Source organism: Pantoea sp. YU22, assembly GCF_003970755.1.
In the GTDB taxonomy this organism is placed as follows: domain Bacteria; phylum Pseudomonadota; class Gammaproteobacteria; order Enterobacterales; family Enterobacteriaceae; genus Pantoea; species Pantoea piersonii.
Map to the genome: position 1 here is coordinate 44,341 of NZ_RYDU01000017.1, position 21,015 is coordinate 65,355.

Here is a 21,015-nt window from a genome sequence, read left to right on the forward strand (position 1 = left end):
GTGCTAATTAAGTTGCGTAACGAATTTTATCAGGTAGAGTGTGGGCGATTCAGATTTCAGGGAGATCACACCGGGAAGTGTGGTTGAGTCAGATGAAAAAGTCGCTCTTATTCATACCCTTGCATAAGCATATGCCAGCTGGCCCGAGATTGACCCCGCAGCCTTGAAAAGCAAAAAAGGCGCAACAATATTGAACCCAATGGGTTTCAGGGCATCAAATCCTCTCCCGTTTATCAGGACGTTTTCATTAGGTAAAGGTACATATGGGTAAAGCACTCGTCATCGTTGAGTCCCCGGCAAAGGCCAAAACAATCAATAAATACCTCGGTAGTGACTACGTGGTGAAATCCAGCGTCGGTCATATCCGTGATTTGCCGACCAGTGGTTCAACAGCGAAAAAGAGTGCTGACGGGGCCGGCGATAAAAAAACCAAAAAGGTTAAAAAAGACGAAAAAGCTGCGCTAGTCAGTCGAATGGGCGTTGACCCGTATCACGGCTGGAAAGCTGACTATCAGATCCTGCCCGGCAAGGAAAAAGTCGTCTCCGAACTCAAAGCGCTGGCAGCCAATGCTGACCACATTTACCTCGCAACCGACCTTGACCGCGAAGGGGAAGCCATCGCCTGGCACCTGCGGGAAGTGATCGGCGGCGACGATAAGCGCTTTAGCCGCGTAGTCTTTAACGAAATCACCAAAAATGCGATTCGTCAGGCGTTCGAAACGCCGGGCGAACTCAATATCGATCGCGTCAATGCGCAGCAGGCGCGCCGCTTTATGGACCGCGTCGTCGGCTATATGGTATCGCCGCTGCTGTGGAAGAAGATTGCGCGCGGCCTTTCTGCCGGTCGCGTTCAGTCTGTCGCCGTGCGCCTGGTGGTTGAGCGCGAACGTGAAATCAAAGCGTTTGTGCCGGAAGAATACTGGGAGCTGAACGCCGATCTGCATACGGCGAAAGGCGATCTGCTGGCGATGTCCGTTACGCACCAGAACGACAGCCCGTTCCGTCCGGTCAACGGCGAACAGACGCAGGCCGCCGTCGCGCTGCTGGAAAATGCGCGCTATGAAGTGGTGGACCGCGAAGATAAACCGACCAGCAGCAAGCCTGGCGCACCTTTTATTACCTCGACGCTGCAGCAGGCGGCCAGCACGCGACTCGGCTTTGGCGTCAAGAAAACCATGATGATGGCGCAGCGGCTGTATGAAGCGGGCCACATTACCTATATGCGTACCGACTCGACCAATCTGAGTCAGGATGCGCTGGCGATGGCGCGCGGCTATATCGACAAGAACTTCGGCAAAAAGTATCTGCCGGAGACGGCGAACACCTACGCCAGCAAAGAGAATTCCCAGGAAGCGCACGAAGCGATCCGTCCCTCCGACGTTAACGTGGTGGCGGAAAAACTTAAAGATATGGAAGCGGACGCGCAGAAGCTCTATCAGCTGATCTGGCGTCAGTTTGTCGCCTGTCAGATGGTGCCTGCGCAGTATGATTCCACGACGCTGACCGTCGCCGCCGCCGGATTTAAGCTGAAGGCGAAAGGGCGCACGCTGCGCTTCGACGGCTGGACGCGCGTGATGCCTGCGCTGCGTAAAAATGATGAAGACCGCACGTTGCCGCATGTCGCAACGGGCGAGACGCTGGATCTGCAGCAGCTGGTCCCGAGCCAGCACTTTACTAAACCACCGGCGCGCTTCAGCGAAGCTTCGCTGGTGCGCGAACTGGAAAAGCGCGGCATCGGTCGTCCCTCTACTTACGCCGCCATTATCTCGACCATTCAGGACCGCGGTTACGTGCGGGTGGAAAACCGCCGTTTTTACGCTGAGAAAATGGGCGAAATCGTCACCGATCGTCTGGAAGAGAATTTCCGCGATCTGATGAACTACGACTTTACCGCCACCATGGAAGACAGCCTCGATCGGGTCGCGAACAATGAGGCGGAATGGAAAGGCGTACTGGATAACTTCTTCAGCGACTTTACTCAGCAGCTGGACAAAGCGGAGAAAGATCCGGAAGAGGGCGGCATGCAGCCGAACCAGATGGTGCTCACCTCTATCGACTGTCCCACCTGTGGACGGAAAATGGGTATCCGCACCGCCAGCACCGGCGTTTTCCTCGGCTGTTCCGGCTACGCGCTGCCGCCGAAGGAGCGTTGCAAGCAGACCATCAATCTGATCCCGGAAAACGAAGTGCTCAACGTGCTGGAAGGCGACGACGCCGAAACCAACGCGTTGCGCGCGCGTCGCCGCTGCCAGAAGTGCGGTACGGCGATGGACAGCTACCTGATCGATCCGCAGCGTAAGCTGCACGTCTGCGGCAACAATCCAGAGTGCGACGGATACGAGATCGAACAGGGCGAATTCCGTATCAAAGGCTATGACGGTCCGGTGGTGGAATGCGAGAAGTGCGGTTCGGAAATGCACCTGAAAATGGGCCGTTTCGGCAAGTACATGGCGTGCACCAACGACGACTGTAAGAATACGCGCAAAATTCTGCGTAACGGCGAAGTTGCGCCGCCGAAAGAAGATCCGGTGCCGTTGCCTGAGCTGCCCTGCGAGAAATCAGACGCTTACTTCGTGCTGCGCGACGGCGCGGCGGGCGTCTTCCTGGCGGCGAACACGTTCCCCAAATCGCGCGAAACGCGCGCGCCTCTGGTGGAAGAGCTGCAGCGCTTTAAAGATCGTCTGCCGGAAAAACTGCGCTATCTGGCAGATGCGCCAGCGACCGACCCTGACGGCAATAAGACGATGGTTCGCTTTAGCCGTAAAACCAAACAGCAGTATGTCGCCTCTGAAAAAGAGGGCAAAGCAACAGGCTGGTCGGTGTTTTATATCGACGGCAAGTGGCAGGAAGCCAAAAAGTAAGCTCTTTTCCCTCATAAAGGCCAGCGATGCTGGCCTTTTTCTTAGCCTTATATCAAAACGTTCTACATTCCTTCTTACAATGATATAGTGGTTATAGCATTTCCGACATGTTCCTGTGCTTTGCCTCATTTCTCACCGATCCGGCGAAAATACGTCAATCGGGGATGCCGCTCTGTAGCTTACTGGGATGGAACAGATATGAAATTGCAGCAGTTGCGCTATATCGTCGAAGTGGTTAATCACAACCTCAACGTCTCTTCGACAGCAGAAGGACTTTATACTTCTCAGCCGGGCATCAGTAAGCAGGTGCGCATGCTGGAGGATGAACTGGGCGTGCAGATCTTTGCGCGCAGCGGCAAACATTTAACGCAGGTCACGCCAGCAGGCGAGGAGATTATTCGCATCGCCCGCGAAGTCTTGTCTAAAGTCGATGCGATAAAGTCAGTGGCGGGGGAACATACCTGGCCGGATAAAGGCTCGCTCTACGTGGCGACGACCCATACGCAGGCGCGTTACGCGCTGCCAGGCGTTATCAAAGGCTTTATCGAGCGCTATCCGCGCGTCTCGCTGCATATGCATCAGGGCTCGCCGACGCAGATCGCCGAAGCGGTTTCCAAAGGCAATGCGGATTTCGCTATCGCCACCGAAGCGCTGCATCTCTATGATGACCTGATCATGCTGCCATGCTATCACTGGAATCGCTCAATTGTTGTCACGCCCGATCATCCGCTGGCGGGCCAGGAGCAGGTTTCTATCGAGGAGCTGGCAGAATACCCTCTGGTTACTTACACCTTCGGCTTTACCGGACGCTCGGAACTGGATACCGCTTTCAATCGCGCAGGCCTTACGCCGCGTATCGTCTTTACCGCCACCGACGCAGACGTTATTAAAACTTATGTTCGCTTAGGCCTGGGGGTGGGTGTTATCGCCAGTATGGCCGTGGATCCGATTGCCGATCCTGACCTGGTGCGCATCGAAGCGGCGGAAATTTTCACCAACAGCACCACGAAAATCGGCTTCCGCCGCAGCACCTTTTTACGCAGCTATATGTATGATTTTATTCAGCGCTTTGCGCCTCATCTTACGCGCGACGTGGTCGATGCGGCGGTGGCGTTACGCTCCAATGAAGATATTGAGGCGATGTTCAAAGATATTAAGCTGCCGTTTAAGTAAATCCGCGTATCGTTTAATAATGTTAAAGGCTGCCCTGGGCAGCCTTTTTTGTCTGTAGTCGTTAGCGCCACCTTAATGTCGAAAATTGTTATTATTTTTTTGTAAATGAAACACCGATCACATGTTTTTCTGTTTGCATTACTTAAATGAGAAACAGTACACAAAATTTACTTTGCCGCTTTGCGTGCTGCCAGGATTATTCCCATACTCCAGTTAAGACCTGATGTGAAAGCGCTTTTTATCAGGTTCTTTAAAGTTAACTCAAATTTGAAATGGCCCTAATCGCAATTTAACTCAAATTTGCAATCTAATAATTCAATTAAGGAAATATGTCGCGATTCATTATTCCTTAAGTTTTCTGGCCACGTTGATTAATAGCGTTAATCGTTGTGCTCAATAAAAATAACTGGATTTTAGGCCTTAATGAGTTTAGGATTCGTCCTAAATCTTAATCGATGTTATCAATCGTTTTATTGAGAGTGATTATCAGAAACTATGGCTACGAGACTGACTGTACAACCCGACTTCCGGGCAAAAAGCACCAAGGTTGAGCGCTCTGGTAATATCCGTCGCAAGGCCTGGTTAACCGTAATAGCTGCTTCTGCGCTGTTCTGGGTGGTTGTGGCATTGATGATCTGGCGTATATGGGGTTAAACCATGTGGGCGAACACACTCAGCAGTAAACAGTCGTTATCCGCGCCTCAGCTTAAAGCCCCTGCCTGTAAAGGCAAAGAGAGCAGCGTGACGGAACACAAAGTGACTATCCCGGATAGCTGGGAACTGAGTGAAAATCAGCGTCACTTCATCGAGTCTTTCATGGACCCGAAAGCCAAATAAGCTGTCAGCGTTACCTGGCTTCGCCAGTGCAATACTTCTTTCCGGTTATCCGGCGGGCAAATTAAAAGCCCACTCTTTACACTCAGCATATAAAAAGGGTGTCATCACATAAATGATGACAGCAGGACTTTTTTACGCCCGTTTTCGGGAGGAGTGACGTATGAACATCAATATGATTAAGATGTCCTGGCTGAGCGCATATGCATTCTCATTTGCATTCTGGGCCGCGGCCGTATGGATTGCTGTATAACCTGAAAGTAGTATTCTCCCTCATTCTTTTCGCTTACGCCCCGCATAACCTGCGGGGCGTTTTCGTTTGTGTGCGCGATAGTGTAGCATTTTGTGTTGTAATCAAAACGTTAAGGAAAATGTAGTCTATCTTTAACATAAACCTTGTTTTCTCTGAGGTTAACGCGATCACGATAAGAAAAGGAGGAGCTATGTCGGAAACCCTACGCGAGCAGAGTCAGGACACGCTGCAGGTCGACGAGCAGCAGTACCATATTTTCAGCCTACCCCGCGCCGCCCAACATCTTGGTAACATCGACCGCCTTCCTAAATCATTAAAAGTGCTGCTGGAGAATCTCCTGCGCTGGCAGGATGGCGATTCCGTAACGGAAGAAGATATTCATGCGCTGGTCGGCTGGCAGCAGACCGGCCATGCCGACAGAGAAATTGCTTACCGGCCTGCGCGCGTGCTGATGCAGGATTTCACCGGCGTCCCGGCGGTGGTGGATCTGGCGGCGATGCGCGAGGCGGTGAAACGCTTAGGCGGCGATGTGGCGAAGGTGAATCCGCTGTCGCCGGTCGATCTGGTGATCGACCACTCCGTCACCGTAGACCGCTTCGGCGACGACAGCGCCTTTGAAGAGAACGTGCAGCTGGAGATGGAGCGCAACCATGAACGCTATGTGTTTTTGCGCTGGGGCCAGAAAGCGTTCAATAAATTCCGCGTTGTGCCGCCGGGAACCGGTATTTGCCACCAGGTTAACCTGGAATACCTCGGTAAATCTGTCTGGCATGAGCAGATAGACGGCAAGCAGTTTGCCTGGCCAGATACGCTGGTCGGCACCGATTCGCATACCACAATGATTAACGCGCTGGGCGTACTGGGCTGGGGCGTCGGCGGTATCGAAGCCGAGGCGGCGATGCTGGGCCAGCCGGTTTCTATGCTGATCCCTGATGTGGTTGGCTTTAAGCTGACCGGTAAGCTGCGTCCGGGCATTACCGCGACTGATTTAGTGCTGACCGTCACCCAGATGCTGCGTAAGCATGGTGTGGTCGGGAAGTTTGTAGAGTTTTACGGCGACGGTTTGGCCGATCTGCCGCTGGCGGACCGCGCTACTATCGCCAATATGGCGCCCGAATATGGTGCCACCTGCGGATTCTTCCCGATTGATGACGTGACGCTGGGCTACCTGACGCTGACGGGGCGCGATGCCGAGCAGGTCGCGCTGGTCGAAGCCTACGCGAAAACGCAGGGGCTGTGGCGTAATCCTGGCGACGAGCCGATTTTTACCAGCTCGCTGTCGCTCGATATGCAGAGCGTGGAGTCCAGCATCGCCGGTCCCAAACGCCCCCAGGATCGCGTCTCTCTTGGCGATGTGCCCGCTGCGTTCAACGCCAGCCACGAGCTTGAGGTTAATCATAGCCAGCCGGCGCATAAATCCGTTACCTATACCGACAGCAAAACCGGCCTCAGCCATCAGATCGAGGATGGCGCGGTGGTCATCAGCGCCATTACCTCCTGTACCAACACCTCTAACCCGAGCGTGCTGATGGCGGCGGGGCTGCTGGCGAAAAAAGCGGTAGAGCGTGGCCTTAAGCGTCAGCCGTGGGTAAAAGCGTCGCTGGCGCCGGGTTCGAAAGTCGTCTCCGATTATCTGGCGGTAGCGCAGCTGACGCCTTACCTCGATAAGCTCGGTTTTAATCTTGTCGGTTACGGCTGCACCACCTGTATCGGCAACTCTGGGCCGCTGCCCGATGAAATAGAAGCCGCAATTAAAGAGGGCGATATTACCGTCGGCGCCGTGCTTTCCGGCAACCGTAACTTTGAAGGACGTATCCATCCGCTGGTGAAAACCAACTGGCTGGCGTCGCCGCCGCTGGTGGTCGCCTATGCGCTGGCGGGCAATATGAAGGTCAACCTGCAGACCGAGCCGCTGGGTCAGGATCGGCAGGGCAACGACGTTTTCCTGAAGGATATCTGGCCGTCGCCGGAAGAGATCGCCACGGCCGTGCAGCAGGTGACCAGTGATATGTTCCATAAAGAGTATGCCGAGGTGTTCTACGGCACGAAGGACTGGCAGCAGATCAAGGTGAGCGAAGCGGCCACCTATGAATGGGACGAAGGATCGACCTATATTCGCCTGTCGCCGTTCTTTGACGATATGGAGCGTGAACCGAAACCTGTCCAGGATATCAAAGGCGCGCGGGTGCTGGCGATGCTGGGCGACTCGGTGACTACTGACCATATCTCGCCCGCGGGCAGTATTAAAGCGGACAGTCCCGCAGGACGTTATCTTCAGTCACATGGCGTCGATAAAGCTGACTTCAACTCTTACGGTTCAAGGCGCGGCAACCATGAAGTGATGATGCGCGGTACCTTCGCCAATATCCGTATTCGCAATGAGATGGTGCCGGGCGTCGAAGGCGGTTATACCCGTCATATACCGAGCGGCGAACAGCTGGCGATCTACGATGCGGCGATGAAGTATCAGGAAGAGGGGACGCCGCTGGCGATAATTGCCGGTAAAGAGTATGGCTCCGGCTCTAGCCGCGACTGGGCGGCGAAAGGTCCGCGTCTGCAGGGTGTTCGCGTGGTGATAGCGGAATCTTTCGAGCGTATCCACCGTTCCAACCTGATCGGCATGGGCATTCTTCCGCTGGAATTTGCGCCAGGCGTGACGCGTAAAACCCTGCAGCTTACCGGCGAAGAGGTGTTCGACATTGAAAATCTGTCGCAGCTGCAGCCGGGCTGCACGGTGAAAGTGACGATGACGCGCCCGAATGGCACGCAGGAAACGCTGGAGACGCGCTGCCGAATTGATACCGGTAATGAGCTGACCTATTACCGCAACGACGGCATTCTGCACTATGTGATTCGCAATATGCTGAACTAATGATAAAGCCGGGGAAACCCGGCTTATACAACAGCGCTTGAGTATAAAGCGCGGTTGGCATGGGCAGAAGAGCAAAGCGTCCCGCGCCAGGGATGGCGCGGGCCGAGCGAGCAGGGATGCCTTGAGCGACTTTGCGATCGGCCCTTGCCAACCGCGCCGTCTGCCTGGCCTGTAACAGCTACCTTATTCAGATTTAGGCAGCAGGTGGCCCATCTTTTCCGCTTTAGTATCGAGATAGTGCGCGTTCTTCGGGTTACGGCCGACAATCAGCGGCACGCGCTCGACGATATTAATCCCCGCTTCGCTGAGGATCTCCACCTTACGCGGATTATTGGTCAGCAAACGCACTTCATTTACCCCCAGCAGTTTGAACATATCGGCGCACAGTGTGAAATCACGCTCGTCTGCCGCAAAGCCGAGCTGGTGGTTGGCTTCGACAGTGTCATAGCCTTTATCCTGCAGCGCGTAGGCGCGGATCTTATTCAGCAGGCCGATATTACGACCTTCCTGACGATGGTAAAGCAGCGCGCCGCGGCCCTCTTCGGCAATGGCATTCAGCGCCGCCTCCAGTTGAAAACCACAATCGCAGCGTAAACTGAACAGCGCATCACCGGTCAAGCATTCCGAATGAACGCGCGCCAGTACGGGCGTGTTATCGCTGATGTCGCCGAATACCAGCGCGACGTGATCGTGACCGGTTGCCACTTCTTCAAAACCTACCATGAGGAAATCGCCCCAGGGCGTGGGCAGTTTGGCTTCTGCCACCCGTTTAAGCTGCATGTGACTCTCCAGAACCTTCAGAGGATGCGCTATTCTAAAATAGCGCACAGGCCAGTATGGCCTGAAAAAATTGGCAATATTGTGCCACAACGAGAAGTTGGGCTGGTAATTTGTCAGAGCGATTGTAGCGATAAAGCACAATTATCCAATGCGCAATAAGTTATATTATTATTTTTTAAGATAAAATTATTCGCCAGCGGCGCAAGGGCGCCAAATCGAAGGAGAAAGGATGCTGCAGATTTTGCGTCGCACCACGGCAGGCATGTTGCTGCTGATGATTATTCCGGCAACGGTCTGGCTGACCAGCTGGCATTGGCAGCCCGGCCAAAGCGACGCGCTGCTGCGCGTACTCTACTGGATGACGGAAACCGTGACGCGCCCCTGGGGAACCCTGACGAGCCTGGTGCTCAGCCTGTGGGTGCTGTGGTGTTTGCGTTTTCGCCTCAAGCCCGCGTTACTGCTGCTGCTGATCATGAACGCCACGATCCTGACCGGACAATACACCAAATCTTATATCAAAGATCAGGTACAGGAACCGCGTCCCTATGTGGTCTGGCTTGAACATAATCACGGACTGGACGATCGCGAGTTTTACAGCATGACGCGCAAAGAGCGCAGCCAGCGCGTCGATCAGCTGCTCGCCAGCGACCAGCTGCTGCCGGGCTGGCTGAAGCGGCACTGGGCATTTGAAACCGGCTTTGCCTTTCCTTCTGGCCATACGCTATTCGCTGCCAGCTGGGCGCTGCTGGCGGTAGGTCTGCTCTGGCCTCGCCGCCGCTATATCACCATCGCGGCGATCGGCGTCTGGGCGGGCGCGGTCATGGCCAGCCGGCTGCTGCTGGGTATGCACTGGCCGGGCGATCTGGCGATGGCGGTAGTGCTCTCCTGGCTGCTGGTCTCCTTTGCCACCTGGCTGGCGCAGCGCTTTTGCGGCCCGCTTACCGTACCGCCGGAAGAGCGAAAGGACGTGGCGCAAAGGGAAAACGGATTGTAATTCCGTACTTTATCCCCATATTATTGATTGCGCTTGCGTAAAAGCCATTCGCCTGGCGCTGCAGGGAGCAGCATTGTTGCCGCTTTTTTGGCATACTTCTACTGGATAACCTCACAACAGGATGCACTGTGAAATATTTGCTGATTTTTTTAGTGGTATTGGTCATTTTTATTATTTCCGTCACCTTAGGCGCGCATAACGACCAGGTCATCACCTTCAACTATCTGCTGGCGCAGGGCGAATTCCGTATCTCTACGCTGCTGGCCTCGCTGTTCGGCGCAGGGTTTGTGCTGGGCTGGGCCATCTGCGGTCTCTTCTGGCTGCGCGCCCGCGTCTCGCTGGCGCATGCGCAACGCAAAATCAAACGTATGCAGACGCAGCTGGATAAAAGCAATCCGCCTGCGACCTCATCGGCCGCCGTCGCGGGTCGGGAATAGTCCTCCATGCACGAATTGCTGTTTCTGTTATTGCCCGTCGCTGCGGCTTACGGCTGGTATATGGGGCGACGCAGCGCGCAGCAGGACAAGCAACAGGAAGCGAGTCGCCTGTCGCGTGATTATGTTGCAGGCGTTAACTTCTTGCTCTCTAACCAGCAGGATAAAGCGGTCGATCTCTTTCTCGATATGCTGAAAGAGGACAGCGGCACGGTAGAGGCGCACCTGACGCTGGGCAATCTGTTCCGCTCGCGGGGCGAGGTGGATCGCGCGATACGTATTCACCAGTCGCTGATGGAGAGCGCCTCGCTTAACTACGACCAGCGCCTGCTGGCGATCCAGCAGCTGGGCCGCGATTATATGGCCGCCGGACTTTACGATCGCGCCGAGGATATGTTCAAGCAGCTGACAGATGAAACCGATTTCCGCATTAGCGCGCTGCAACAGCTGCTGCTGATCCATCAGGCGACCAGCGACTGGCATCAGGCGATTGAGGTGGCCGAAAGGCTGGTGAAGCTCGGCAAAGATAAGCAGAAAGGGGAGATAGCCCACTTCTACTGCGAACTGGCGCTGCAGGCGATGAGCAGCGACGATCTCGATCGCGCCATGGGGCTGCTGAAAAAAGGCGAGGCCGCCGATCGCCAGAGCGCGCGCGTGTCGATCATGATGGGACGCATCCTGATTGAAAAAGGCGAGTATGCCAAAGCTATTGAGCATCTGCAGCGCGTGCTGGATCAGGATAAAGAGCTGGTGAGCGAAACTCTGCCGATGCTGGAAACCTGTTATCAGCGGCTTAATCAGCCCGATGCCTGGGCGGCATTTTTGCAGCGCTGCGTGGAAGAGAATACGGGCGCGGCGGCTGAACTCTATATGTCTGATATCCTGGAGCGACAGGAAGGGCCAGATGCCGCGCAGCTCTATATCAACCGTCAGCTGCAGCGTCATCCCACTATGCGCGTTTTCCATCGCCTGATGGACTTTCACCTGCATGAGGCGGAAGACGGGCGCGCGAAAGAGAGCCTGATGGTGCTGCGCGATATGGTCGGCGAACAGATTCGCACCAAGCCGCGCTACCGCTGCCAGAAGTGTGGTTTTACCGCGCATGCGCTCTACTGGCATTGTCCTTCCTGCCGCACCTGGTCCTCCGTCAAACCTATTCGCGGACTCGACGGTCAGTAACTGGCCGTTAGACTTTCGCTTAACGCCTTCGCAATAGTTACAACATACTAAAAAGCCAATTAACACCCACGCGGCAACGTGCAACTTATCGCCACGCAGGTGGGAAGGTGGCCGCAAACGTTGTCCCTGACATAACGCGCGGGTAGAATGCTTGCCGTTTGTCCTACACGCCCGCTGCCGTTAACTATGAGGAAATGCCATGCCCTTATCATCAGCCGTGACCGCTTCGCCCATTCTTGTGGCGCTCGATTATCACGATCTCAACAGCGCATTGCGTTTCGTCGACCAGGTTGATCCCCAGAGCTGTCGGCTAAAAGTCGGTAAAGAGATGTTTACCCTGTTTGGGCCCTCGCTGGTAAAAGAGCTGCAGCAGCGCGGGTTTGAGGTCTTTCTCGACCTCAAATTTCATGACATTCCCAATACCACCGCACATGCGGTCGCGGCGGCGGCGGATCTTGGCGTCTGGATGGTCAACGTGCACGCCAGCGGCGGGGCGCGCATGATGAATGCCGCGCGCGAAGCGCTGGTGCCGTTCGGCAAGGAGGCGCCGTTGTTGATTGCCGTAACGGTATTAACCAGCATGGATGCGGAGGATCTGCGCGGCCTCGGCATCACCTTATCGCCTGCCGAACAGGCCGAGCGTCTGGCGAAGCTAACCCGTGAGTGCGGCCTCGACGGCGTAGTCTGTTCAGCGCATGAGGCCGCACGTTTCAAGTCGGCCATCGGCGCGGATTTTACGCTGGTGACGCCGGGCATCCGTCCGGCGGGCAGCGACGCTGGCGATCAGCGCCGCATTATGACGCCGCAACAGGCGAAACTGGCGGGGGTAGACTATATGGTGATCGGACGTCCCATTACCCAGTCGGCCGATCCGGCCGCCACGCTGACCGCTATTTTAACCAGCCTTAAGGAGTCCTCATGAGCCGCGATAATCCTCTGGTCTACTCAACCGATGCGGGCCGCATCGAGCAGCCGAAAGACAAAATCGAACGTCCTAAAGGCGACGGCATTGTGCGCATTCAGCGTCAGACCAGCGGCCGCAAAGGCAAAGGGGTCTGCCTGATTACCGGACTCGATCTCGACGACGATGCGCTGAACAAGCTGGGCGCAGAACTGAAAAAAAAATGCGGATGCGGCGGCTCAGTGAAAGAGGGCGTGATTGAAATTCAGGGCGATAAACGCGATCTGCTTAAACAGCTGCTGGAAGCGAAGGGCCTGAAGGTAAAACTGGCCGGTGGGTAAAACAAAATCGGGCTACGACAGTAGCCCGAGAGTTTTGTAGATGCGCTGCGTAGCCTTTATTATTAAAAATGCTTTTTGGTCATTAATGGACCTGATGACCGATGACACCGCCCACTGCTGCGCCGCCGAGAGTGCCGAGCGCGCTGCCGTGCGTTAACACTGAGCCACCAATTGCGCCTGCTCCGGCACCGATGGCGGTGTTACGATCGCGTTTTGACCAGTTGGAACAGCCGCTCAGCGCGACAACTAATGTGGTAGCCAAAACAGCTGCGGTAATACGTTTCATGGTTGTTGTCATAAACTTCTCCTTGATTGTGCTCACAGAGGCAACACACTCAGTATAGGTGGTTTTTTCCTCTGTTCTTCTATCTGCCCGTATTACGCCATCGCTTCTTCCCTGAAGATGCCGATATGCCTTTTCACTATGGACAATGTTGTCTCGGACAGATAAATGCAACCGGCAAACAGATCCGCCCATTGCATGAGTGAATTCTAAGCCTTATGCAAATTTTCCGAAGATGGAAGATTCCTAATTCACGCCGCATTTTTGCGTTATCAGCCGTTTTCCGCCGCTTTTCCAGCCAATCGCTCCATAACCTTTTCAGAGCCAGCCCCTGCACAATTCAGTGATAAATCTGAGCAGGAGAACACAATGCTGGAACAACTCAAACAGCAGGTACTGGAAGCGAACCTGGACTTGCCGCGTTATAACCTCGTCACCTTTACCTGGGGCAACGTTAGCGCGGTCGATCGCGAGCAGGGCCTGCTGGTGATCAAACCTTCGGGCGTCAGCTACGCCTGCATGAAGCGCGACGATATGGTGGTGGTGGATCTCGCCAGCGGAGAAGTCGTAGAGGGGGACAAGCGGCCTTCGTCTGATACCGCCACTCACCGCGCGCTCTACCAGGCATGGCCGGAAATCGGCGGTATTGTTCATACCCATTCGCGCCACGCCACAATCTGGGCGCAGGCTGGTCGGCCGATACCGGCATGGGGAACGACCCATGCGGATGACTTTTACGGCGAGATCCCCTGTACACGCGCCATGCGTGATGAGGAGATTCAGAACGACTACGAATGGAATACTGGCGGCGTCATCATCGAGACCTTCGCCCAGCGCGATTTGTCGCCGAGCGCGATCCCAGCGGTGCTGGTCAATTCGCACGGGCCTTTCGCCTGGGGACGCGACGCGCACGCGGCAGTACACAGTGCGGTGGTGCTGGAAGAGGTCGCCTATATGGGGCTGTTCAGCCAGCAGCTGCGCGCTGATCTGCCACCCATCAACCAGACGCTGCTTGACCTTCACTACCTGCGTAAGCACGGCGAAAACGCCTGGTACGGTCAAAAAGGGTAATCTGCTGCATCCTCTCTTCAACAAAGAGCAGGGCGCCTGATTCGCCGCGCTCTGCTTCTCACAGAGAACGCAGATCCCACCTGAGCAGGGAGTACCGACCGACAAGAGAAAAGCGTCCCGCAACAGACCGGGCGGGCAGGGATGCCAATTTTGCTTCTTTACGATCGGCCCCTGGTACCTGCGTCCTCTCAAAACATACAGCTGATGAAATGCGCGCTATCTGTGCCTGAAACGCCTGGTATGGCGACGCCGATCAAAATAATGAAATGCACTCTTCACAAAAAATAAAACAGCGTTTCATTTTAAGGATGGGATCACTGTTTTCTGTCGCCGTCCCCCGTACTTTGCTGTCACGCCTTCGGGCATAAAAACGCACCTCCCTCTGGACAGCAAAGGTGATCCCTGATGCATATCAAACGTGCTATCGATAAAATTCCCGGCGGCATGATGCTTATTCCGCTCTTTCTCGGCGCGCTTTGTCATACCCTTTCTCCTGGCGCTGGGAAATATCTCGGCTCATTCACCAATGGCCTGATGACCGGCACGGTGCCGATCCTCGCCATCTGGTTCTTCTGCATGGGCGCCTCAATCAGGATCAGCGCCACCGGCACCGTACTGCGCAAATCCGGCACGCTGGTGATTACCAAGATCGCGGTGGCCTGGATCGTGGCGGCTATCGCTTCACGCGTGATGCCGGAAAATGGCGTAGAAGTCGGGATGCTTGCCGGGCTGTCAACGCTGGCGCTGGTAGCGGCGATGGATATGACTAACGGCGGTCTTTACGCCTCGATCATGCAGCAGTACGGCAGCAAGGAAGAAGCGGGCGCTTTTGTGCTGATGTCGCTTGAGTCTGGCCCGCTGATGACAATGGTGATCCTCGGCACGGCAGGCATCGCCTCCTTTGAACCTCATGTCTTTGTCGGCGCAGTCTTACCGTTCCTGATCGGTTTCGCGCTGGGCAATCTGGATCCAGAACTGCGGGAGTTTTTCGGCAAAGCGGTGCATACGCTTATTCCCTTTTTCGCCTTTGCGCTGGGCAATACCATCGACCTGACGGTTATCGCACAGACCGGCCTGCTGGGCATCTTGCTGGGCGTGGCGGTGATTATCATAACCGGCATTCCGCTGATTATCGCCGATCGTCTGATAGGCGGCGGCGACGGCACCGCAGGCATCGCCGCCTCCAGCACGGCAGGTGCGGCGGTCGCAACGCCGGTGCTGATAGCTGAAATGCTGCCGCAGTTTAAACCGGTTGCGCCAGCCGCCACCGCGCTGGTGGCGACCTCGGTGATTGTGACCTCAGTGCTGGTGCCAGTCATAACTGCTGTTTATTCAAAACGCGTTAAGCGTTCTCGCGTTGCGGTTGGCCAGCGCGCGGCGATCAAGTAACCCCGCTTAAGCATCCCCGACCTCTAAGTCGGGGATATCTCTGGATTTTACTTTATAAATCAATCTCTCATTTGGTCTGGCCTCTCTCTGCATTACGCTGATGTGGCGTTTAACGCATCAAATAAACAGAGGATGAGACGATGACAGTAATTAACCAACCAACCTGCCGACTGTTCACCGAAGTGGGACAGACCACCCAACTTGCCGCGTATTACGAAGAGGGCCGCCGCACCATGTGGATGATGCTGCGGGCGCAACCGCGTCCCAGTTTCAACCACGAATTAATCGAGGAGATCATGAACCTGAGCTATGCGGCGCAGCGTTCCGGTCTGCCGATTGATTTCTGGGTCACTGGTTCGCTGGTGCCGCAGATGTTCAACGCGGGCGGCGATCTGCGCTTCTTTGTCGAGTGCATTCGCAACAACCGCCGTGAGGCGCTGCGCGCCTATGCGCGCGCCTGCGTCGACTGCATTCACTCGGCGGCGCGCGGCTTTGACACGGGCGCGGTCACGCTGGCGATGATAGAGGGCAGCGCGCTAGGCGGCGGTTTCGAGGCCGCGCTGGCGCACCACTTTATCCTGGCGCAAAACAACGCGCGGCTCGGCTTTCCGGAAATCGCCTTCAACCTGTTCCCGGGTATGGGCGGCTACTCCTTAGTCGCGCGTCGTGCCGGGATGAAGCTGGCGGAAGAGCTGATTTGCGAAGGGGAGTCACACAGTGCCGAATGGTATGAAACGCGCGGTCTGGTGGACAAAGTCTTCCAGCCTGGCGAAAGCTACCGCTGCACGCGTACCTTCATCGATACGCTGCGACCGAAGCTGAACGGCGTGCGCGCCATGCTGAAAGCGCGTCAGCGCGTACTGCAGCTGTCGCGCGCCGAGCTGATGGATATCACTGAAGACTGGGTAGATTATGCCTTTACGCTGGAACCCAAAGACATTGCCTATATGGAACGTCTGGTACAGTTACAGAACCGTCATAGCGCATCCTTGCGTAAAGCCGGCTAGTAACAACACCTTTTAAACGCGGGCAGGATGCTTAGCCAGCCAATGCCCGAACTGTTCTGCGGGCATTGGTTTTGCATAGAAATATCCCTGACGCCCATCCACACCGTTAAGGAGGACAAATTCTTCTTCCGCTTTGGTCTCGATGCCTTCGGCAATCACCTGCAACGCCAGCGCCTTGGCAACGGCAACGATAGCGCGCACCAGCGACTGAGAGACCGGCTGCTCATTAATATTGCGAATAAAACTCTGATCAAGCTTGATGGCGTTGATCGGTACGCGCGCCAGCTGCGACAGCGAAGAGTAGCCCGTACCGAAATCGTCGAGGTGCACCTGCGCGCCCAGCTCCTGAAACTGTTTCATCAGGGTCAGCGCCTGCGCTTCGTTCTCTATCAGGCAGCTTTCGGTCAGCTCGATATCGATCGGACACTCCGTCAGCCCGCTGTCGATAAGCGCCAGCCTGAGATCGCTGTAGATACTCTGGTCGATAAGCTGCCGCGCGGAGACGTTGACCGCCACGCGCAGATTTATACCCTGTTCGCGCCAGACCAGAATCTGACGCAGCACGGTCAGCATTACCCAGCGGCCGAGCGGCACAATCAGGCCAGACTCTTCGGCATAGGGGATAAAGTCGGCGGGCGAGACCATGCCGCGCTCCGGCGAGTTCCAGCGCACCAGCGCCTCTGCGCTGCGCACCACGCCGTCGCTGTCGAGCTTCGGTTGATAGAACACCGTCAGGTGATCCTGATCCAGGGCCTTGCGCAGGTTGGTGTCGAGCCAGAGGTACTCAAATACGCGCTGATTCATTTCGGCGGCGAAAACGCAGAACTTACCGCGCCCGTTCTCTTTAGCGTGATACATCGCGGTGTCGGCGTTGCGGATCAGGCTTTCCCGATCCTCGCCGTGTAGCGGGGCGAGGGCGATGCCGATGGAACAGCCGCTGTAGACTTCAATCAGGCCGATACGGAAGGGCTGGCGCAGCCGCTCCAGAATGCGCGACGCCATCGCCTCCAGCGCCGCCTGGCTGGTATGTTCCGCCAGCACCACGAACTCATCGCCGCCGAGGCGCGCCAGCGTCTGGTCTTTGCCCAGGCAGCTGAGGATAGCCAGCGATACCGCCTGCAGCAGCTGATCGCCGAACATATGGCCGTAGGCGTCGTTCACTTTTTTAAAATTATCGAGATCGAGGTAAACCACGCCGGTCTCATCGCCTTTCGCCAGTTCCAGCGCCAGGCTAATTTGCTGGTGAATAGCGTTACGATTAGGCAAACCGGTCACGGTATCGGTGTTCGCCATCACGCGCAGGCGCTCCTGCGCCCGTCGCTCTTCAGTTATGTCCGTTCCTGAACAGATGAGGAAAATTTCATTTTTCCCGCTGCCGCTGTGAACGAACTTATTACGAAACAGAAAGAGTCGCTGGCCCTTACGGGTTTTCACCCAGCGCTCCACTTCATAGGAATTGCCGTCGCGGAAGAAACCGGCGATATTGCGGCGCGAAGCGGCCGCCTCCTGTTTGGTCATAAACAGCTGGAAAACGTTACGGCCAATCACTTCATGCTCATTCAGGCCGGTGTACTCTTCGCTGAGGCGGTTAAAGCGCTGAATATTGCCGCGCTGATCGAGAATAACGATCACCGAGTTGGCTTCAGAGACCACCTGTTCGGCAAAAGAGAGGCCCTGGGTCAGATCGCGCGCGACGGCAGACGTATCGCCCCAGGCGGAAGCGGTGCCGGCCCAGCTTGACTGATTAACCTTACGGCCGACAAAGTGCATTGGCACCGGCGTGCCGTGCAGCGACAGCGTCAGGTTGACGCTGGAGGTGATCACCGGCATCGCGCGCAACAGGCTGGCCTGCGCGGGGGTCAGCGCAACGGCGATGTTGGTATGCGCGTTTTCATCCTCTGCTAAATGCAAAGCATCGCTGTCGGTGGTCAGGCGCCAATGAGGGCTGGTCGTGCCAAACAAGGTGTATAGCAACGTTTGCCCTTGTTCATCGGTCATGGAAAGGTCCTCCGGGGAGTGCTCTGCTGGCGTTATCTCATTATTTTATCAACAGTATTCGGCATCTGACTTCAGCACAAGATGCCAGCCAAATATATTTTCCAGTCTGATTAACAATGGCACAAAAAAGCCCCGCATCGCGGGGCCAATTTCCCTGCTTAACAAGGACATTTCCCCAGCTTACCTGCCTGGCTGGGGAACCGGGCATCAAGACAGTATCGATGAAAATCGCGCTCGCTCATCGGGGGCAGATCCGGGTGTTGACGCTGCATATGCTGAAGATAATTTTGATAATCCTGCACGCCGACCATCAGCCGGAAACTTTGCTGCAGCCCACGCCATAACCTGCGCCAGCTAAAACGTGCGGGCGCGGCGATTGGTCGACAGCAGGTAATGCCGACCAGGCTTGCCGGGCGGACGGCCCGGCGAATCGCATCAGACATGGTGAACCTCCTTACGCAGCGACGGCTCCGCTTCGTGCGTGGTCGGCACGTTGCTCTGCAGAGCGCGACGAATAACGAAGAATGCGGCGATAAGCATCGTCACCGCCACCAGCATAAAGAATCCGCACAGCACGGCGTTGATCTGATTGCTGAACACGATGGTCTGCATATCCGCCACGCTCTTCGCCGGCGCGATAATCACCCCGTCGTCGATGCCTTTACGGAACTTATTCGCCTGCGCCAGAAAGCCGATTGACGGCTTTTCATGGAAAATTTTCTGCCAGCCCGCCGTCATGGAGGTAATAAACAGCCAGGCGGTCGGCAGAATCGTTACCCAGGCGTAGCGCTGCTTCTTCATCTTAAACAGCACCACGGTGCCAAGGATCAGCGCCATAGAGGCGAGCATCTGGTTGCCGATGCCGAACAGCGGCCATAGCGTATTGATGCCGCCCAGCGGATCGACCACGCCCTGATAGACGAAAAAGCCCCAGCCGGCGACTGAAACCGCCGTGCCCGCCATATTGCCCGCCCACGACCGGTTATTCGCCAGTGACGGCACTACGGTGCCGACCAGATCCTGCACCATAAAGCGACAGGCGCGCGTGCCGGCATCCACGGCGGTAAGAATGAACAGCGCTTCAAACAGGATAGCGAAGTGGTACCAGAAGGCCATCATCGCGCGGCTGTTAAAGACGTCGCTGATGATATGCGCCATGCCGACCGCAAAGGTCGGTGCGCCGCCCGCGCGCGACAGCACCGAGGCCTCGCCGACATCGCGCGCGATGCTGGCGAGCGACTCTGGCGTTACCACAAAGCCCCAGCCGTTAATCACCTGCGAGGCGTTCTCCACCGTCGTGCCGATCAGCGCGGCAGGCGAGTTCATGGCGAAGTAGACGCCAGGATCGATAACTGAGGCGCAGATCAGCGCCATAATGGCGACGAAAGATTCCATCAGCATCGCGCCATAGCCGATAAAGCGGATATGGCTCTCGCGCTCCACCAGCTTCGGCGTGGTGCCGCTGGAAACCAGCGCATGGAAGCCGGAAATCGAACCGCAGGCGATGGTGATAAACAGGAACGGGAAAAGCTGTCCTGAGAAGACCGGGCCGCTGCCGTCAATAAAACGCGTAACGGCTGGCATTTTCATTTCCGGCATGGCGAACAGGATGCCGATCGCCAGCCCGACAATCACGCCGATTTTCAGGAAGGTCGAGAGGTAGTCGCGCGGCGCCAGCAGCAGCCAGACCGGCAGCACCGAGGCGACAAAGCCGTAGATAACCAGCACCCAGGTCAGCGAGGTACCTTTCAGGGTAAAGAAGGGGCCCCAGAAGGGATCCTGCGCGACGTTTCCGCCGTAGATAATCGCCGCCATCATCAGCACAAAGCCAATCAGGGAGACTTCCGCTATTTTGCCTGGGCGGATAAAGCGCATATAGACGCCCATCAGCAGCGCAATCGGAATCGTCGCGGCGATAGTAAAGAGGCCCCACGGCGAGTTAGCCAGCGCTTTAACCACCACCAGCGCCAGCGCGGAGAGAATAATGATCATCACGCCGAGCGCGCCGAGCATGGTGATCACGCCAGCGAAAGCACCCAGCTCCTGGCGCGCCATTTCGCCCAGCGAGCGGCCGTCGCGGCGGGTAGAGATAAACAGCACAAGGAAATCCTGCACCGCGCCCGCCAGCATCACGCCGACGAGGATCCAGATGGTGCCGGGCAAAAAGCCCATCTGCGCCGCCAGTATCGGGCCGACCAGCGGACCCGCGCCTGCAATGGCGGCAAAATGGTGGCCGAACAGCACCCATTTATTGGTCGGCACATAGTCGAGGCCGTCATTGAAACGTTCGGCTGGCGTACGACGACGATCGTCCAGTTCAAAAATATTGCGTGCGATAAACAGGCTGTAAAAGCGATAGGCGATGCTGTAGCAGGCGACGGCGGCCACCACCAGCCAGACTGCATTAACTTGTTCGCCGCGATTTAACGCCAGCATAGCGAATGCGCCCGCGCCGACTAACGCCACCACTAACCAGATCGCGCCGGTTTTGACGTTCTTCATGACCTCACTCCTTGTATGAACCGAAAGGGACGTTCAAAGACAACGAGTCAAAAGTAATGTAATGGAATGTAAGTGAAAGTTAATGTGTTGAGAAGTGTGAAGCGGGGAACAAATTTAACATTTGTAGCAGCGGCAAAGAAGAA

The 21,015-nt window shown here is 56.0% G+C and carries 17 protein-coding genes; 12 read left to right on the top strand and 5 right to left on the bottom strand.

Annotated elements, in window-relative coordinates; genetic code table 11:
- Positions 1-263: 263 nt before the first annotated feature.
- The 4 genes from topA (at position 264) to acnA (ending at position 7,993) form a co-directional block, all read left to right on the top strand.
- Positions 264-2,861 carry a type I DNA topoisomerase gene (gene topA, locus EKL29_RS18975; RefSeq protein ID WP_120454069.1) on the top strand — a complete coding sequence of 866 codons (2,598 nt, stop codon included), beginning with the start codon at positions 264-266 and terminating at the stop codon, positions 2,859-2,861.
- Between the two features lie 198 nt (positions 2,862-3,059).
- A complete protein-coding gene (gene cysB, locus EKL29_RS18980) occupies positions 3,060-4,034 on the top strand; it encodes an HTH-type transcriptional regulator CysB (RefSeq protein ID WP_120454071.1) in 975 nt (324 codons plus the stop codon).
- Between the two features lie 495 nt (positions 4,035-4,529).
- Entirely contained in the window at positions 4,530-4,688 is a 159-nt protein-coding gene (locus tag EKL29_RS18985) for a YmiA family putative membrane protein (RefSeq protein ID WP_120454073.1), read from the top strand.
- 623 nt (positions 4,689-5,311) lie between these two features.
- The gene (gene acnA, locus EKL29_RS18995; protein ID WP_126690441.1) at positions 5,312-7,993 is read left to right on the top strand and encodes an aconitate hydratase AcnA; all 2,682 of its coding nucleotides are present in this window, start codon (positions 5,312-5,314) and stop codon (positions 7,991-7,993) included.
- Positions 7,994-8,176: 183 nt separating this feature from the next.
- On the opposite strand, the gene ribA is transcribed toward acnA, so the two are convergent.
- The gene (ribA, locus tag EKL29_RS19000; protein ID WP_120454080.1) at positions 8,177-8,773 is read right to left on the bottom strand and encodes a GTP cyclohydrolase II; all 597 of its coding nucleotides are present in this window, start codon (positions 8,771-8,773) and stop codon (positions 8,177-8,179) included.
- 229 nt (positions 8,774-9,002) lie between these two features.
- On the opposite strand from ribA, the gene pgpB reads away from it, so the two are divergent.
- The 5 genes from pgpB (at position 9,003) to yciH (ending at position 12,622) form a co-directional block, all read left to right on the top strand.
- The gene (gene pgpB / locus EKL29_RS19005; RefSeq protein WP_126690442.1) at positions 9,003-9,767 is read left to right on the top strand and encodes a phosphatidylglycerophosphatase B; all 765 of its coding nucleotides are present in this window, start codon (positions 9,003-9,005) and stop codon (positions 9,765-9,767) included.
- A gap of 128 nt (positions 9,768-9,895) precedes the next feature.
- Positions 9,896-10,204, top strand: coding sequence for a LapA family protein (locus EKL29_RS19010; protein ID WP_120454084.1), 309 nt, complete (start codon positions 9,896-9,898; stop codon positions 10,202-10,204).
- A 6-nt stretch (positions 10,205-10,210) separates the two neighbouring features.
- Complete coding sequence (gene lapB / locus EKL29_RS19015) at positions 10,211-11,380, top strand: lipopolysaccharide assembly protein LapB (protein ID WP_120454086.1); 1,170 nt, start codon at positions 10,211-10,213, stop codon at positions 11,378-11,380.
- A 199-nt stretch (positions 11,381-11,579) separates the two neighbouring features.
- Positions 11,580-12,302, top strand: coding sequence for an orotidine-5'-phosphate decarboxylase (gene pyrF, locus EKL29_RS19020; protein ID WP_126690443.1), 723 nt, complete (start codon positions 11,580-11,582; stop codon positions 12,300-12,302).
- Positions 12,299-12,622, top strand: coding sequence for a stress response translation initiation inhibitor YciH (gene yciH / locus EKL29_RS19025; protein ID WP_126690444.1), 324 nt, complete (start codon positions 12,299-12,301; stop codon positions 12,620-12,622). The genes pyrF and yciH overlap by 4 nt, the downstream gene beginning before the upstream one ends.
- An 82-nt stretch (positions 12,623-12,704) precedes the next feature.
- Here the strand turns inward: yciH and osmB are convergent, their stop codons facing one another.
- Positions 12,705-12,920 carry an osmotically-inducible lipoprotein OsmB gene (osmB, locus tag EKL29_RS19030; RefSeq protein ID WP_033746828.1) on the bottom strand — a complete coding sequence of 72 codons (216 nt, stop codon included), beginning with the start codon at positions 12,918-12,920 and terminating at the stop codon, positions 12,705-12,707.
- A 354-nt stretch (positions 12,921-13,274) separates the two neighbouring features.
- Between osmB and araD the strand changes: the two genes are divergently transcribed.
- The 3 genes from araD (at position 13,275) to EKL29_RS19045 (ending at position 16,372) form a co-directional block, all read left to right on the top strand.
- Positions 13,275-13,976: an L-ribulose-5-phosphate 4-epimerase gene (gene araD, locus EKL29_RS19035; RefSeq protein ID WP_126690445.1), complete on the top strand. Its 702-nt coding sequence runs from the start codon at positions 13,275-13,277 to the stop codon at positions 13,974-13,976.
- A 405-nt stretch (positions 13,977-14,381) separates the two neighbouring features.
- Positions 14,382-15,365: a 2-keto-3-deoxygluconate transporter gene (kdgT, locus tag EKL29_RS19040; RefSeq protein ID WP_120454094.1), complete on the top strand. Its 984-nt coding sequence runs from the start codon at positions 14,382-14,384 to the stop codon at positions 15,363-15,365.
- A gap of 140 nt (positions 15,366-15,505) precedes the next feature.
- Positions 15,506-16,372 carry a crotonase/enoyl-CoA hydratase family protein gene (locus tag EKL29_RS19045; protein ID WP_103795955.1) on the top strand — a complete coding sequence of 289 codons (867 nt, stop codon included), beginning with the start codon at positions 15,506-15,508 and terminating at the stop codon, positions 16,370-16,372.
- Between the two features lie 12 nt (positions 16,373-16,384).
- Here the strand turns inward: EKL29_RS19045 and pdeR are convergent, their stop codons facing one another.
- The 3 genes from pdeR to EKL29_RS19060 form a co-directional block, all read right to left on the bottom strand.
- Positions 16,385-18,370, bottom strand: a complete 1,986-nt coding sequence (gene pdeR / locus EKL29_RS19050; protein ID WP_120454096.1) for a cyclic di-GMP phosphodiesterase — start codon at positions 18,368-18,370, stop codon at positions 16,385-16,387.
- Between the two features lie 158 nt (positions 18,371-18,528).
- Positions 18,529-18,813 (bottom strand): YbdD/YjiX family protein, encoded by a 285-nt coding sequence (locus EKL29_RS19055; protein WP_126690446.1) that lies wholly within the window; start codon positions 18,811-18,813, stop codon positions 18,529-18,531.
- On the bottom strand, positions 18,806-20,872 hold the full coding sequence (locus EKL29_RS19060) for a carbon starvation CstA family protein (RefSeq protein ID WP_120454100.1): 2,067 nt from the start codon (positions 20,870-20,872) through the stop codon (positions 18,806-18,808). Before EKL29_RS19060 ends, EKL29_RS19055 begins: the two co-directional genes overlap by 8 nt.
- Positions 20,873-21,015: the final 143 nt, after the last annotated feature.